Annotated in this window: 12 protein-coding genes and 1 pseudogene; 7 read left to right on the top strand and 6 right to left on the bottom strand. The window is 65.1% G+C overall.

Annotated features, from left to right (window positions below):
* Positions 1 to 80: 80 nt before the first annotated feature.
* Entirely contained in the window at positions 81 to 515 is a 435-nt protein-coding gene (locus ACJ8AT_RS16315; RefSeq protein ID WP_407738662.1) for a hypothetical protein, read from the bottom strand.
* A 70-nt stretch (positions 516 to 585) separates the two neighbouring features.
* Here ACJ8AT_RS16315 and ACJ8AT_RS16320 point away from each other — a divergent pair, with 70 nt between their 5' ends.
* Positions 586 to 951, top strand: a complete 366-nt coding sequence (locus ACJ8AT_RS16320; RefSeq protein WP_407738663.1) for a hypothetical protein — start codon at positions 586 to 588, stop codon at positions 949 to 951.
* 201 nt (positions 952 to 1,152) lie between these two features.
* Here ACJ8AT_RS16320 and ACJ8AT_RS16325 read toward each other — a convergent pair whose 3' ends face one another.
* Positions 1,153 to 3,381 carry an Eco57I restriction-modification methylase domain-containing protein gene (locus tag ACJ8AT_RS16325; RefSeq protein WP_407738664.1) on the bottom strand — a complete coding sequence of 743 codons (2,229 nt, stop codon included), beginning with the start codon at positions 3,379 to 3,381 and terminating at the stop codon, positions 1,153 to 1,155.
* Complete coding sequence (locus ACJ8AT_RS16330; RefSeq protein WP_407738665.1) at positions 3,378 to 4,433, bottom strand: DNA adenine methylase; 1,056 nt, start codon at positions 4,431 to 4,433, stop codon at positions 3,378 to 3,380. The genes ACJ8AT_RS16325 and ACJ8AT_RS16330 overlap by 4 nt, the downstream gene beginning before the upstream one ends.
* A gap of 104 nt (positions 4,434 to 4,537) precedes the next feature.
* Here ACJ8AT_RS16330 and ACJ8AT_RS16335 point away from each other — a divergent pair, with 104 nt between their 5' ends.
* The 4 genes from ACJ8AT_RS16335 to ACJ8AT_RS16350 all read left to right on the top strand — a co-directional run bounded on the left by ACJ8AT_RS16335 (position 4,538) and on the right by ACJ8AT_RS16350 (position 9,725).
* Positions 4,538 to 5,908, top strand: a complete 1,371-nt coding sequence (locus tag ACJ8AT_RS16335; protein WP_407738666.1) for a putative sensor domain DACNV-containing protein — start codon at positions 4,538 to 4,540, stop codon at positions 5,906 to 5,908.
* Positions 5,905 to 6,459 (top strand): hypothetical protein, encoded by a 555-nt coding sequence (locus ACJ8AT_RS16340; RefSeq protein WP_407738667.1) that lies wholly within the window; start codon positions 5,905 to 5,907, stop codon positions 6,457 to 6,459. Before ACJ8AT_RS16335 ends, ACJ8AT_RS16340 begins: the two co-directional genes overlap by 4 nt.
* Before the next feature lie 693 nt (positions 6,460 to 7,152).
* A complete protein-coding gene (locus ACJ8AT_RS16345) occupies positions 7,153 to 8,667 on the top strand; it encodes a choice-of-anchor A family protein (RefSeq protein ID WP_407738668.1) in 1,515 nt (504 codons plus the stop codon).
* A gap of 767 nt (positions 8,668 to 9,434) precedes the next feature.
* A complete protein-coding gene (locus tag ACJ8AT_RS16350; RefSeq protein ID WP_407738669.1) occupies positions 9,435 to 9,725 on the top strand; it encodes a DUF5953 family protein in 291 nt (96 codons plus the stop codon).
* Between the two features lie 139 nt (positions 9,726 to 9,864).
* Here the strand turns inward: ACJ8AT_RS16350 and ACJ8AT_RS16355 are convergent.
* Positions 9,865 to 10,059, bottom strand: a pseudogene (locus tag ACJ8AT_RS16355) (tyrosine-type recombinase/integrase); the annotation flags it as partial.
* 30 nt (positions 10,060 to 10,089) lie between these two features.
* On the opposite strand from ACJ8AT_RS16355, the gene ACJ8AT_RS16360 reads away from it, so the two are divergent.
* A complete protein-coding gene (locus ACJ8AT_RS16360; protein WP_407738670.1) occupies positions 10,090 to 10,212 on the top strand; it encodes a hypothetical protein in 123 nt (40 codons plus the stop codon).
* Positions 10,213 to 10,248: 36 nt separating this feature from the next.
* Here the strand turns inward: ACJ8AT_RS16360 and ACJ8AT_RS16365 are convergent, their stop codons facing one another.
* Together ACJ8AT_RS16365 and ACJ8AT_RS16370 are read right to left on the bottom strand one after the other, a co-directional pair.
* Entirely contained in the window at positions 10,249 to 11,217 is a 969-nt protein-coding gene (locus ACJ8AT_RS16365) for a ParA family protein (protein ID WP_407738671.1), read from the bottom strand.
* Positions 11,214 to 12,407 (bottom strand): ATP-binding protein, encoded by a 1,194-nt coding sequence (locus ACJ8AT_RS16370; RefSeq protein WP_407738672.1) that lies wholly within the window; start codon positions 12,405 to 12,407, stop codon positions 11,214 to 11,216. Before ACJ8AT_RS16370 ends, ACJ8AT_RS16365 begins: the two co-directional genes overlap by 4 nt.
* Positions 12,408 to 13,836: 1,429 nt before the next feature.
* On the opposite strand from ACJ8AT_RS16370, the gene ACJ8AT_RS16375 reads away from it, so the two are divergent.
* On the top strand, positions 13,837 to 14,580 hold the full coding sequence (locus ACJ8AT_RS16375; RefSeq protein WP_407738673.1) for a hypothetical protein: 744 nt from the start codon (positions 13,837 to 13,839) through the stop codon (positions 14,578 to 14,580).
* Positions 14,581 to 14,742 lie beyond the last annotated feature (162 nt).

Raw genomic sequence — 14,742 nt, forward strand, 5'->3', positions numbered from 1 at the left:
CAGGGCGCTGAGCCCATCAAACCCCTTGCGCATGTCCACGGGCGCTGCACAGGCGAACACTCGCACGGCTCGGGTGGGCGTCAGCACCCCAGTTTCCGCAGCAGCGCCGCCGCAGCCTCCACGCTCAGCCCCTCCACCCGAAAGCCGCTCGGCGACACCACCGCCAACGGCCCGGCCCGCACCCCTGCGGCCTCGGCAGGCCCCTCACTCACTCGCACGGGCACCAGCACCTCGCTCTTCTCGGTGCGCTTCTTCCTCTTCGTGCTGCCCGCCGTGCGCCCCTTGCGCCACTCGTACAGCGTCGGCGCCGACACTCCCAGCTTCGCCGCCGCCTCCACCAAACTCCCGCCTGCCGCCTGCATCTGCTCCAAGTAGCGCACCGCGAAAGCTCTCAGTGCCTCGGGGAATGGCAACGAGCCACCCCGCCGCCCCGCTTTCAACCGCTGCACTTCCTGCTGGAACTGCTCCAACTCCTTCTCCATCGACTCCTCCGGGTGGAGCCCTGGACGTCTCACGCCTCACCCCTCACGTCACGACGGGGCACGGCGAACAGATACACAGGTTCTAGACGCGGCGATCAAGGCCATGGAGGCAGAGCTACAGGACCATGCGGAAGATTGCATCCTGCGGGCTGCCACGTTCACCCGGGAAGAGGTGGACGAGATCACCGAGCCGCTAGCGCATCCGCTGCGCTCCATCGTCCGCCGGTTGCTCCAGCGCAACCCGGAAGACCGCTATCAGTCGGCGGCTGACGTGGAGGCCGATCTGCGGGCGGGCCTCGCTGCGCTGAGAGCCCCCTACGGAGCCAAGGAGGCGCTTTACGAGGTGCAGATCTCGCTGATGGGGGCCAGCATGATCCGGAGCGTTCTCGGGCCCACGAGCGAGAGCCAGTTGCCGCCCAACATGGTGCAGGAAGAAGACATCATCACCGAGCGGGGCGGGACCACCTAGCCACCCGCTGCGCCCTCTCTCTCACTCCCCGCAGGCCCTGTTTCGGCCTCGTGCCGAGGATGGGATTGGCTTGTCTCCGAGGTGGACGGGAGACAAGCCCCGTGTGCGTGTATGCCCCTGACCGTCGTCCGCCGCTGGCCCCTTGGGGCCTTAAGGGGGCAAGCACAACTCCGCTTCCATAAGAAGAGTGGCATCTATGGGTCAGCCGTTCTCTGCTTTCTTGTCGGACCCCGCTGAGAGCCCAAACTCCGACGGGATATATGGAATCGCGCCGATCTTCCGAGCCTGCCCCAGCCGGGCTTCCCAGCGCGCCGCCGGGTGCTTGAACCGCCGCGCCGCGCTGCTCATCAGAAAGTCTTGGGTGACGGTGGAGCGCTCTTCCCCAGGAAGGGCTGGTTGGCTTCTGTCCAGGAGGGGGAAGTCCTTGAGGATCTCCTGGAGATCCTCGAGCCCCAATTTGTAAGCCTCAAGCACATCCACGTCGATCTGCGCGCGCAACCTAGCGACGTCCCAGAGGTGGATGCCGCCTCTCCCCTTCTGATCGAACTCGTGCAGTTCCTGGGAGGCGGCGGACAGCCGGCGAGCCAAGATTCCACCAGGATCGATTCGTGGGAGCGGCACACTCAGCAGCACGAAGTAGTTGATCGTGGTGGTTACGACTCGGCGAAGCAGCCAGTCGAAGGGGATGCTGTTGGCGATGGCCAGCCAGAGGAAAAGGCGTCGCTTCTCATCCGCCCCACTCAGGGGAAAGGTGATCGTCGGCACCTTGTTGCCGCAGATGACCCCTGGAGGAATAAGCGCGGCCTGCATGGAGCGTTCATTGGTCTGTCCCGTGATGTCGCAGAAGCCGATCCGTGGCTGGCAAGCCCGCTCTCGAAGCTCTTCACTCAAGGCGGAGCGCGGGTACCAGAACTGGGGCTCCATACTGCTCTCCCCGAACGGAATCGCATCCCAGCGCGCCCGCCGCCCCGAGCCTGTCACGTAGCGCTTCGCTCCGAACCGGTGCTGCTGGATCATCCGCCCTTCAACGAGGGGCAGCATGTCGGCACGACGGGTGCGGGAGAAGTGCTGGCGGTCGTTGGTCATATCGACCTCGCGGACAATCCGGGCACTCCACCCGTCCTCCGTCGTCCCCCAGGGAATCCCTTCCCGCGAGAGGGTCCGGAAGATCCGCCACTCCGCATCGCTACGGACCTCGGGCACGGTGAGATCAGGCCGGACCTCGCGGAGCACCTGCCGGCTGATTCGAGCCGCACCTGTGCGCTCGACCCCCGCCTCCGTCCCCTGGGCATGGAGGACGGAGAGCTCCGAGCGCCGCTCCTCTCCGGCCCGTAGCACGGCCCGAAGGGCAACGAACTTGAACCGGGTGTCGATGCTGAAGAAGCGGGAGCGGTTCTCTAGGATGGTCAGCTCCAGCTCGGTCGTGGAGTCGAACAGGAACTCCCTCAGGCGCTGGGCTCCCTGGGACCGGATCAGCCCTGCCGGTACGAGGGCGGCCACACAGCCCCCACCCCGCGCTAGGTGGAAGAAGAGCTCTAGGAAGAGCTGGTAGAGGTCGGGCTCGCCCGTGCCGAGCAAGGCGTAGCGCTGGCCGAGGCGATGGACATAGCTCGTGAGGGAGTCCCGCTCGGCCGTATAGCGATCGAGATCCAGGGCCGCCGGGCCGTAGTCCTCTCCGTAGTGCCTCTCTTGGCCAGTGGAGCGCAGGAACTCGTGGCGCGAGAGCTTCAGCTTTTCCCAAGGAGGGTTGCCGATGACCACGTCGAAGCCCGCCGGCACCCGCGAGCGCCAGGCCGCCGCTCCCGCAAGCAGGCTGTCTTGCTCGCGCCAGCGGCTACTCATCTCCTCCATGACGTCCAGGTCATCCGTCAGCGCCGCCAGCGCCAACCGCGCTCCCCGGAGTGCCTCGGGGGACAGATCCGCAGCGTAGATCTGATGCCTGAGCCAAGCGGAGGTACGCAGCCGATCCGCGCCACAGCCAGCCAGCACGGCCGCCACCAGGAGGATGCCTGTCCCGCAGGCCGGATCAATGATGCGAGCTCCGTCCACCAGGGAGGCACGAGCAGTCTCCGCGAGTGACTGTGCCAGGCGAAAGTCCGTGTAGTACGCGCCGGATCTGCGTTGCGCCGAGGCGCTCAACAGAGGCCGGGCCAGTGCGCTCAAGGCGATCGCGGGCGGGATCGGGGTACTACGGATCGCATCAACCACCGCCTCCGCCAGGGCCAGTGCGGGGCGCGCTTTCAGCCGGTAGCCGTCCGCGAAGACCTTCCGATAGCCCTCAAGCGAGAACCCACCGAGCCGACTTGCTGCGGCTTCGAGGACCTCCAGCCGCACGGAGTGCTCCGCCCCGAAGTGATCGCGGGTGGCTGCCTCAAGGACCTGGAGAGCAGGCTCCAGCAGATGCTCTTCGAGGGGACGTGGCGAGCTCATACGAAGGCTATCTGACGCAGGGTCTGCGTGGAGCGCTCGATGACCAGCAGGTACTCGCTGACGGCCGCAGCCGCGTCCCGGGCTGCCCGGTTGGGACGGTAGCGCCCCACAACCTTGAGCTCATGGACGGAGACGGAGCCTAGCTGTCCGAGCCCACGCATCAACGCGTCCAAAGGAACGTGCCCCTCGGAGCTGTACGAGAGCAGGACGCGCCGGGCAGCCAGCCTCGCGACGAGCTTGTGGAGTGCTTGGAGTGCCCGGGTCCGGTAGCAGAAATCGGAGGCCCGATCGCGCCAGGGACGCAATCCCGTGATGCCCTCGACGGCAGGGGTGTCTCCAACGGCGATGGTCTCCAGGATGTGGTAGTAGGCCGCGTACTGCCTCTTCGTGTAGGGCGGATCCAGGTAGACGAGATCCTCCGGAGCCACAGGCACCGCGTGGACATCCCCTATGAGGATCTCCGAGTGGACCCGATGCGGAAAGAGGTCTCGCATCGCGAGCTGGAGCGGCTCCCGAGCTTGGGGCAGCCAGTGGCTCAAGAAACAACCATAGGTGCCGACGATATTGGCCACGCGGTTGGTGGCGGCCAGCAGGTCCGCGAGCAGGAGGCGCTCCTCCGTGGCGGAGACCGCGCGCTCAGCGGCCCACTGAGCCACCTGTTGTCGGATGGCGTCGATACGCGCGGCGTTCTCCTCCGTGAAGTACATGCGCTGGATGCCGACCTCCCGAAGGGAAGCGGGGCTGTACTCCCTCCAGGTGAAACCGCTCGTGGGCGGTAGCGCGTTGAGGTGCTCCAGGACCTGCCTGTAGCCGCCGAGTGACGCGAAGCGCGCCTGGCTCTTCGAGGTGAGGCGCGCGGCGGCCATGATCGTCGCGCTCTTCAGGTGGTCGTTGAGGCGCACCCGCCAGCCCATGCGAGCCGCCTCCTCCGCGACGACCCCTGTCCCACAGAAGGGCTCGACGAACACACCGTCCGACGGCTTGGGAGAGCCGATGAAGGGAGCCAAGGCGCTGACGAGGCGCGACTTCGATCCGATGTACCTGACCGTCACAGTCCCTCTTGTCAGCCCGAGTGTAATGCACGGGCGACCTACCATACCCAGGCGCGTGCTGTCCTGCGCTATCCAGGCGCGTGCTGTCCTGCGCTACACCGTGTATGCTGAGTGAGGAGGAACGGGTGGCCAGACGCAGCAGGCTGTACCCCAGCGACAGGCTCCTCACGGAGATCGACGAGGCCTGGAAGGAGCCAGATCCAGGTGAGAGCGACGAGCCGTTGCCTCTGCCCCCAGCGGATGTGCTCGAGGAGCTGCTACACGAGGCGTACCACGCGAGCCTGATGATGGAGGAGTCTCGACGGGTGCGGTTCCGGTTGGTGTACGGCCAGGAACAAGCACTGCGCGAGGAGGCGTCGGTAACCGTCGTGAAGTTCGGCCATCCGGTGCCATTCGATGCGGACGGCATACGCCGTCTGGCTCCAGCGACCGATCCCGCGCAGGTGGCCATTGGCGTATGGGCGGAGGCGGAGCGCGCCAGCACCGCTGGCGACGGAGGCTCGGAGGCAGGAGAGCAGGCTCGCGAGTTGCGGACCTGGGGACTGGTGGACACGGGCTCATCCTGGGTCAGGTTCCTGCGAGGCGAGGCGTACTCCAGCGCTCCGCCGCCCGGCCAGTTCACGCTGGCCTCGAACGAGCCAGGGGACCTGACCGTCTCCCGGGCGGGCCGAACGATCCTCCGGTTGAGGCACGGGGCGCTCACGTCGCCCATCCTGGGGCTCTTGCAGAGCGGCCCCATTGCCGAGCGGTTCCAGCCGGCGGTGGAGGAACTCGCCCGGGCCATCGCCGAGAGGGTGCCCGAGGCCATGCGTTCGCCGGTGGGCCGAAGCTGGGTTCAGCGCATCTATGTGGATTGCATCCGCCGTATCTTGCTGGGCATTCGGGATCTGGGGCACGGCGGAGCACTCTTGATCGTGCCGGACACGTGGGAGCTTGCCGGGCCGGAGCTCAGCCCCTGCCTGCGGGTGAAGTTTCCCTGCGATGACAGGCGACTCTGGGAGAGGGCGGTGGGGCAGGTCCTTTCCAAACTGCAGTCCAGCGCCTCGACGGATGCGGCCGAGCAGCTGTCCGACGCGATCCGGTTCATCTCCGCATTGTGTGCCGTGGACGGAGCCGTGGTGTTGACAGACCGCCTGCGGCTCCTGGGGTTCGGGGCCGAGATCACCGTCATCAACGATGACTTGAAGAAAGTCCATGTGGCGAAGGACTACACCGGCAAAGCTGAGCGGCAGGTGCCGATCGAGTCGTTTGGCACCCGGCATCGCTCCTCCTTCCGGTTCTGCCACCAGAAGCCCGAAGGGCTGGCGTTCGTCATGTCGCAAGATGGAGGCATCAAAGCCGTCAAGCGGCACGAAGACCAGGTGGTGGTGTGGTCGGATATCGATGTGGAAAGCGGCTTTGATGTCGAGACCTCGTCCCCGAGTGCTCCAGCCGGTCCCGAGCCCCTCCCCGAGGTTGGCGGAGGCGGCGTATGAGCGTGCCATCCGACCAGCCCGCCCCCGTGTTGATGTTCTTTCAAGAGATCCGACCGGGTGACGTGAGGAAACAACGCGCAGTGTCCAACGATGATCCGGAGAGCGGCGGAGGAGCCCGCGACCTGCGGATACCGCAGGACTACAAGTCCATGCTCGAGCCGATGTTCCCAAGGCGTGGCAGTGAAGAGGGAGTTCAAGCTGGCGAGATTCACTGGGTCGGAGCCGAGGGACCTGAAGAGGCCCTGATCGAGCTGTGGCCACCGACGACGTCCCGGCCGGCGGAGATCCGGATCGCTCTGATCAACAATATTCGTGGCTGGGAGGTGGATGAGGCTGCCTACGAAGCGTCCCGGGCCGCTCGGCAGAAGTGGTTCTATGTCCTAGAGAAGAGGGAGAACGGGGAGGTGTGGGCGCGGATTCTCAAAGAAGATGCGGAGAGTCGCGAGCCGCCGGAGCTCCGCGAGTACTTGCGCGACCGCATCCGTCGCACGCCACCGAGCCGGTCCATTCGTGGGGCGATCGATTTTCGGGCCAAGAGCCACTATCCCTGAAGTTCTAGGAGCCCGAGCGGCAGCGTGACTCCTGTTGAAGCATAGGAAGGACAGGAGCCCTATTGGGCGTAGCGGGCGGGAGCAGAGCGGGGGGGAAGGGACGCTGACGGGTAACCCATAAGCCAGGGAGTGCGCTTGGTAGGTGGGGTTCGCGTGAGCCCTGGGAGACCGGGGAACTCAGGCCGCTTGCGTCCAAGCAGATTGACCCTGTTCGGCCGCATGTGCCCCCAGTGTGCCCCTCCAGCGGGGAATTGAACGGGACGAGACGGGACGAGACGGGACGGAGCGGGGGAATGATCCGGTGTGAGATCAAGGCGTTAGCCGGTAACAGCGCGACCTGCTTGGGGTTTTGCTTCCGCCTTGATGCGGGTTCGATTGCCGCCGCCTCCATCGGCAACTACCTCAAGAGCGCATACGACCTGAGCTCCGATGGGCTCTCCAGCGCGCTCAGGGAGCCGGCTACGCCAAGGACGAAGTCAACAAGCTCTTCAAGAGCTGGGGCGGTAAGTTCGCCGATTACGTCAGCGACATCGACTGGACCGGTTGGTGAAGCCGGTGAGGGTCATGCGCGCTGATGGACCCACATGCGCCGAGTCGTCTGAATGGCCAAATGCTGTTAATCCGATTTTGACGTGGATTCCGGGGGCGCTTGGCGGTAGCATTCACGTTATGCGCGTTTTCCATGCTATCGCCTTGGCTGCCGCTCTGCTGTCGCTCACGGCTTGCGGTCTGGTTGGTTCTGGAGATGACTCGCAGGGGCCTGCAGGAAGCAGCGGCCACCTCGACGATAACGGCGCCTGCCCGGCCGGGTCCTCGGCCGTCACGGTCCGCTTGAATGACTACAACCTGTTCCTGCTCGGGGACTACAACCTGGGCACGGACGTGGAGGGCAAGGTCGCGGCGGCTGGCAACATCACCATGGACAACTTCTCGGTGGGTTGGAGGCGGCCGGACACGGACATCGCCAACACGCTGGTGGCGGGCGGCAACCTGACGCTCACCAATGGCGGCGTCTGGGGTGATGCATGGCACGGGGGTAGCTACAGCGCCGACCCGACGGTGGTCTACCCGCGAGGCGCCGTGTCGCAGGGCGCTCCCATCGACTTCGCCGCCCGCGGCACGGAGCTGGTCACCTTGTCCGCGCAGCTGGCCAGCCTGACGGCCAACGGCACCACGACGCGCGAGACCTGGGGCGGCATCATGATGCGCGGCACGGACGCACAGCAGAACGTCTTCGACGTGAACGCCAGTGATCTCACCGGCGCCACGCTGTGGTCCATCGACGCGCCGGCCGGCTCCTTCGTGGTGGTCAACATCCGCGGTTCCTCGGCCACCATCAGCGGTGGAGGCATCCAGTTCAGCGGAGGCATCGACCAGCACGGCGTGCTCTACAACTTCGTGGACACCACCAGCATCACCGCCAATGGCTTCGGCTTCTGGGGCACGGTGCTGGCGCCCCACGCTGACATCAACTTCAGCAACGGCAGCTTCGATGGCGGCATCTACGCCAAGTCGCTGACGGGCTTCGCCGAGGGCCACGTCAACCCGCTGGACGAGCACAGCATCTGCGTGGTGTCGCCTGAGGGTGAGCCCGACGGCGGCACTGGCGGTGGTACGACCGATGGCGGCACTGGCGGTGGTACGACCGATGGCGGCACTGGCGGTGGTACGACCGATGGCGACACTGGGGGTGGTACGCCCGACGGCGGCACTGGGGGTGGTACGCCCGACGGCGGCACTGGGGGTAGCTGCGATGGCGTCGCTGGCCCCGGCGATGACCTGGGCACCTTGCTGTGGCCGCCCAACCACAAGTACGTGGACATCGCGCTGTCCGGCTGCGCGGGCCCGGCGCATGACTCGTGTGGCGACACGCTGCCGGTGGACCAGTACGGCACCATCCTCGGCGTCAGCTCGGACGAGGTGGAGGATGCCAATGGCAACGGCGATGGCCACACCTGCGAGGACATCGTCATCTCCGCGGACGGCAAGTCCGTGAAGGTGCGCTCCGAGCGTGAGGGCACGGGCGATGGCCGCGTCTACAGCGTGCGCTATGCCATCAACGCTCCAGGCGGCACCATCCAGAGCACCTGCCACGTCTATGTGCCGCACGACATGTCCGACAACCACCCCGTGGTGGACAGCGGCGTGCACTACTGCGTCGGCGAGGGGTGCCCGCCGGGCACGGATGGCAGCGCGATGTGCCACTGAGCCGCTGAGCCGGCCGTCTTGAGGTGAACGAGGGCCCGGGGCCAGGTGCTGGCTCCGGGCCCTTCGTTTTGACTGGATGTGCCTCGCTCGGAACCTCTCACGTCACGAGGGGAAGCGCAGCGGGCTCGGGTGGTTCAGGCCACAGGCTCACGCTCGGGGCGCGCAGGTCGCGGGCCCCTCGGCTCGGCACGGGTCCCCCCATCGGCTGATGGGTCCTCCCGCGCCGGCCGTCCCGCTCTCCCACCGGCCACGGTCTCGAGCCAGCGGACCCCATTCGAGGCGGAGCGATGGAGAACTTCTGCGAGAACCTGCCAGGAAGGACGAAGCGCCAGCAGAAGCTCAAGGCCCTTTGGGGTCCCCCAGGAACCCATGAGGTTGCGCTCCATGCCTGCGAGAGATGACGACTGGCGTCCGAAGCTGCGGCGGATTGAAGATCCGATTGCAGAGGATTGCTGGGAATACATCACTGCGGAGGGCAAGCCGCGTATCTCAACGCTCCGGGTGGGCCGGCCCGTGCACTTGCCCGAGCGGCGGCTCTGGTACTGCCCGGTCCTCATCGAGGGCTACACTCGACCTCGGATCAGACCGATCTTTGGCATGGGGCCTGTGGACGCGCTGATGAACGCGATGAGCTTCGTCCGGAGGTTCTTCGAGGAGAATTTTGAGGTTTTGCCTGGAGCCAAGCCAGCAAGTCCCCAGCGGTCCACGCCGCGGAGGAAGTCCCAGAGAAGACACCAGGGGAAGACTCGGACCCATCGGTTGAAATAATGCGAGCTGGTGATGACCTCTCGAAGCCCCCTCATTCTCAACGTCTATGCGCCTGCGCTGGTGGGGGACGACCACCGCACACTCGCTGCCGGGGGCGGCCTGCCCTGAAGCTCTTCGAGCACATCCGCTCGCCCGAGATTCCCTTCACGCAAGCGCGTCTCACGCCGTCGGCCGGGTGGCTTGTGCAGTTCACGGAGACGCTGCTCGACCTCGACACCCCCTCCCACCTGGACGCGCTAAAACGGGCCTATGAGCGCTTCCCGAAGATCGGCGGGCGCTCTTCCCCTTGAGCGAGAGGTTTCGCACCGCCCGGCGCGGGTTCGATTCCCGCCGCCTCCCTCCCGAGAAGCCCAGCAATCTTAACGGGTTGCTGGGTTTTTCTTTGCCCTCGTTTTCATCATGTGCCCTCAGTGTGCCCCTCTGGCGTCGCTAGCCCAGAGCGGCGCGCGGCTGGGGGATGGGCCGATCCAGTTCCTGCACCGCGCTCTCCCGCGCCTCGGGAGACAGGTGCGCGTACCTCATGGTCATTTCGATGGTGGCGTGCCCCATCAACTCCTGAATGACCTTGAGGGCCACGCCCCGCATCGCGAGGTGGCTGCCGTAGTAGGTGTGGCGTAGGCCATGTCACCGGACGTTCATCAAGGAGGCGGGGCAATGGTAATGCGAGGCGAGCAGCGCATCATGTACCCGGATGGCCACGGCGACTGGAACTTGGGCTGCGAGTTCGAGCTGCGCGGCCGGAAGCTGGACGACGGCCCGATCCTCATTTGGCGGTGAATCGGGAGTTAATCCCAGCCCCGTTGGGGTTTGGAGTCATGAGTGGGGAGGCAGGCCGATTCGATCCGCAATAGCACTGGCGAGTTTCTTATATTCCTGCCTCTCTCGTTGGACTGCGGACATATAGACACCCAGAGCACCATCTGCCGGACTTAGGTGGAAGCTAGGCTTGCGAGATTCGGCAGCCATTGAGAGAAGGTGGCTCTCCCTCAGGACGGCCAGACAATAGGGGTCCTCGGAGAGCGAGCGTGGAATCTCTCCATGCCCTTCCATGACGTACTGATGGAAGGACAGTGGGATTTCATCCATCCAATGTCTTACGGAGCGAATGGGGAGCCCTTGAAAAGTGCGGACCTTCAATAAAACGTAACCTAGCGGTTGCGGTCCGCTAAGTGGTCCGCTGGGCATTGGGGGACAATGGACCCGGCGCTCGCCCCAGTCGCGGGTCCACCGTGCGAGTGCCTGCCCAGCCATCCTTAACCCGCTCACTGCCAACGCATCAGGTACAACAGGGATGACGAGGTGGGTCGCCGCAACAAATGCAGCGTTGTTGATGGCTCCCATGGAAGGCGAGAGGTCCATGAGAATGATGTCGCACGAGTGCTTTCGGGCAGCTACCTGAAGAATATAATGGATGCGCGTGAGCCCAGCCATGGCTTGAGCGTCCCCTTGGGCGGAGTCCTCCCACGCATCCCAAAGGAACGGCTCGAGATGCAGCAAGCCCATATCCCCCGGAAGGAGAACAAGATTCTCATCAATGAGGCGAGTGGGGGCTTCAGCGAAGCTGCTCGCCCGGAAGCCCTGCTGCAAAGTCTCTCCACGTGCTGAGATGTCCGCTGCCTCGTCTGTTCCCAGGAAGAGCCCCGTAAGTGCACACTGCGGATCCAGGTCTGCGGCCAGAGTCCGAAAGCCGAGATCCGCCAGCATCCAGGCGAGGTGAAAGGTGAGGGTGCTCCTGCCTACACCGCCCTTCACGTTGAAGAACGCAACAACGGGGGGGCTCACGGGCGCTTTCTGACGATGACGAGAAGGTGGGAATCCTCGGGCTGGAACTCGGGCTCGGGGTTGCCGTTCTTCAACAGCTCGGCCCTAGCAAGCGAGATCCCTATCCCAAAACGCTGGACGAAGCCTAGGTTCTTCATGGCTTCCGCAAGGTGAGGGTTCCGGTAATCTGTGATCCCCGGGCGACCGAAGTTCTGCAGTGTCACCTGCCCGTAGGGGCCACCTGGGTTCAGAACCTCAATTCTATCCTCGAACCAGTTGACGCGAATGGGGGCATGCGTTCCCTCATAGTTGCGATGCATGACAGCGTTGCCGAGAAGCTGGCGGAGCGCTACGAGCGGATAGTCCGGGGAGCGTGTCTCGGTCAGGCTCGACACGACATCGGTGCGGATAGAGATGTGTGCCCGCAGGAGGGAGTCCAGCTCGCTCATGATGTGCGTGATGGGGCCGCTAATCTCCTTCTGATCTTTGACGGGTGCCGTGAGATCCACTCCGTCCAATCGTAGGAACTGGACGTAGGCGCCAGGCAGAAAGTCCCGCGGGTTTTTTCCTGCGACGAGGAGTCCCAGCACAGTGGGAGTTTTCTGCTCGTCAATGAACCTCACGCTGCTGAGCTGTTCCTCCACCGTTCGGTGATTGGCGGCGAGAACCTCCGCATCGATCGCTGCGGGGAGATAGGTGCTCTGGAAGAAGGAGAGATCGAGATCGTTCAGGGTCGCGCCTTGCACCGAGTGCAAATCGAACGCGAGGTTCTTGTGGCGCCGCTTCTCCGACAGCCGGCGCTCTTCTTCTCGGGTCGCTACGGCTCGCCGTGGGCCGACGCGTATCCAAGTTCGGCCTCGAACACGGACAGGAGGATCCTCTGAGGGGTGCACGACGACCGCAGCCATGGTGCAGCCCGCGAGGGTGACCTTTTCCACGGACATTTGAGGAAACGGCAAGATGTTTCCATTGGAGCGCATATCCGACAGCGTCTTCAGCAGATCGTCCGTGATGGGCAGGCCCGCGCAAGAGCCATCATCGTGGACTCCGACAAACAGCACCCCCTCCTGACGATGATCGGGAAGATCGTTGGCGAATGCGCAGATGGCTTCCAGGAACCGCTCACGATCCGCGAGGGAGGATTTTCGCTCGACGCGGTCGGATTCTATATCGCGTAGGAGCGCCTCAAGTTGCTGGGTGGTCAGCGGCATTGGCGCGATGTTGCCCGGGTTCGCGCAGGGGGACAAGGTTCAGTAGAGGGGGGGGGGGCTCTTCTGTTTTGCTGCTGACCCGTGAATCTCTTCGAGTTGTCGGCAGCCCCAAGTTTGGGCGCTGAGTACAGGAAGGAGGGAATGCGTATGGAGGGGTAGGGCTGGAGAACTGGAGCCGAGGAGGGCCGCTGACAGACGTCAGCCGAGTCGTGTGCCTAGTCGGTGGACACAGCGGATGCCGTCAGGTACGCCAGCCACCTCACCCTGCCGCCACACCTTCGGCAGTGGGCGCGCAGCCGCTGCTGAGAACCTCCGAGAGCAGTCCCACGTCCTTCAGCAGGCCCCACCGCACCCGGTGCGGAAGGCCAGCGCCCACTGCCAGTAGGGCACGTGCGGCAGCACCCGCTCCACCATGTGCGCCGCCATCACGCGCGCTCGCTTCGCGTTACAGGAGGGGCACACCCCTCCCCCTTGTAAGAAGAGACGACGAGCAGTTCGTCCTTGCAACTCTCGCAGCGCCCCCGCGCGAACCCGTGCGGCAGACCCTCGCACTTCAGGTAGCGAGCGAAATCCCGCTCCACGTACCCGGGCGGGGCGCGCCCCACCTTACTGGTCTCCGCCAGCAAGGTGGCAAGGTGGCCCCTCATCGCCTCGTACAGCACCGTGCCCTCTGGCTGCCTCCGCCATCATGCCCCCCACTCTCTTCCACCTGCCCCTCCCCAATTTCACCTCGCCAAGGCACACGCTTCTGTCCGCCTCTCACGGGGTTCTCGTGAGCACTAGGAGACCGGGAACTCAGGCCGCTTGCGTCCAAGCAGATTGACCCTGTTGGGCCGCATGTGCCCTTAGTGTGCCCCTCCAGCGGGGAATTGAACGGGACGAGATGGGACGGAGCGGGGGAACGATTCGGTGTGAGATCATGGTGTTAGCCGGTAACAGCGCGACCTGCTTAGGATTTTGCTTCCGCCTTGATGCGGGTTCGATTCCCGCCGCCTCCCTTCCAAGAACCTCCGGCGACCTTGGAGAACGACCTGGGCGCTGTGGTGGCCAGGGCTCACCGGTGAGCCCTGACGACCGGCGCGTCCGGAGAGCACGACGGGCCCAGTCCGCGAACGCGGACGGTCCCTGTCGTGTAGGGCAAAACCTACCCCCGCAAATTCAATGGGTTGGCAATGCACCCCGCAACGCTCCGAGCCACCACCCTCGCGTAACCTGTCGGTATTGCAGCGCTTTTTCTCGGACCGTCTCCCAACGCGGACGAATCGTCCGCGAACGCGGACTGTCGTAGGCGGCCTTCGCTCGCAAGTGCCTGTCTCCACAGGCAGCCCGTGGTGGGCATGGAAAGTGCCTTGGGGCTGCTCAACCGCAACGGCAAACCCGTCCGCGGCCGGCAACGCAATCGTGCGTTCTCAATGGGGGAAAACCTCTCATGTTCCATTTGCTCAAGCCCAAGGAAGTCGCCCGCGCCATCCCGCAGAGCACCGCTGTCGCCCACGCCATCCCGGAGGGCACCCCACTGGAGCAGTTGCGCTCCGAGCTGCTCGGGCTCATGGCCCAGGAGAACTCCAACCACCACCGCATGGGCGAGATCTACAACCACATCGTGGACAAGCGGCTGGCGGAGAAGGCCGGCTACAAGGACGCCCCGGAGTACTTCCGCAAGAACCTGGCGGACCTGTCCCTGTCCGCCCTGAAAGTGTACGGGACGGTCGCCGAGAACTTCAGCGAGCCGGTGGCTCGGCGCTTCGGCGTCACGTGCCTCTCCGTGCTGCTGACGTACGCGGAGGCCTCCGGCCTGGAGCTCCACCACGAGGAGCCGGGCCCCACCCCCATCGAGGTGCCCGACGAGCAGGGCCATGTCACCGAGCAGCCGTTCTCGGCCTGCAGCGTGGACCAGATGCGCCGGGCGCTGCAGCGCAAGCGCAAGCCCACCTCCAGCAAGCCGCTGCCGCCGGAGAAGGTGGAGCTGGCAGACCAGTACGCCGAGGCGGTGGCGCTGCGCTTCCCCAAGGGCAAGGGCACGCTCGTGAAGGTGGCCCTGCGCAACGAGAAGGGCAAAGCGGTGCTGGACTTCAAGGGGATTCCCCTGGAGCAGGTGCTCCAGCTCGCCGAGGCGCTCACCGCCCAGCTCCCCCTGGTGCTCGACGGCTCGAAGCCGCCGCAGCCGTCCTGATCTCCGCTCCGTGAGTCACGGCCCCGCGGACCCAAAGCACGGGGACGCGGGGCTTTTCTTGGCCATCTCATGCTCGAGCGCGGAACACTCTGCTCCCGGTGAGCCTACGCGCGAGGTAGGCTGCTCACCCGAGCCACTTCATGGAGAGAACGCAGGCACCCC

Origin of the sequence: Hyalangium sp., assembly GCF_045802625.1 — a bacterium.
Lineage (GTDB): Bacteria > Myxococcota > Myxococcia > Myxococcales > Myxococcaceae > Hyalangium.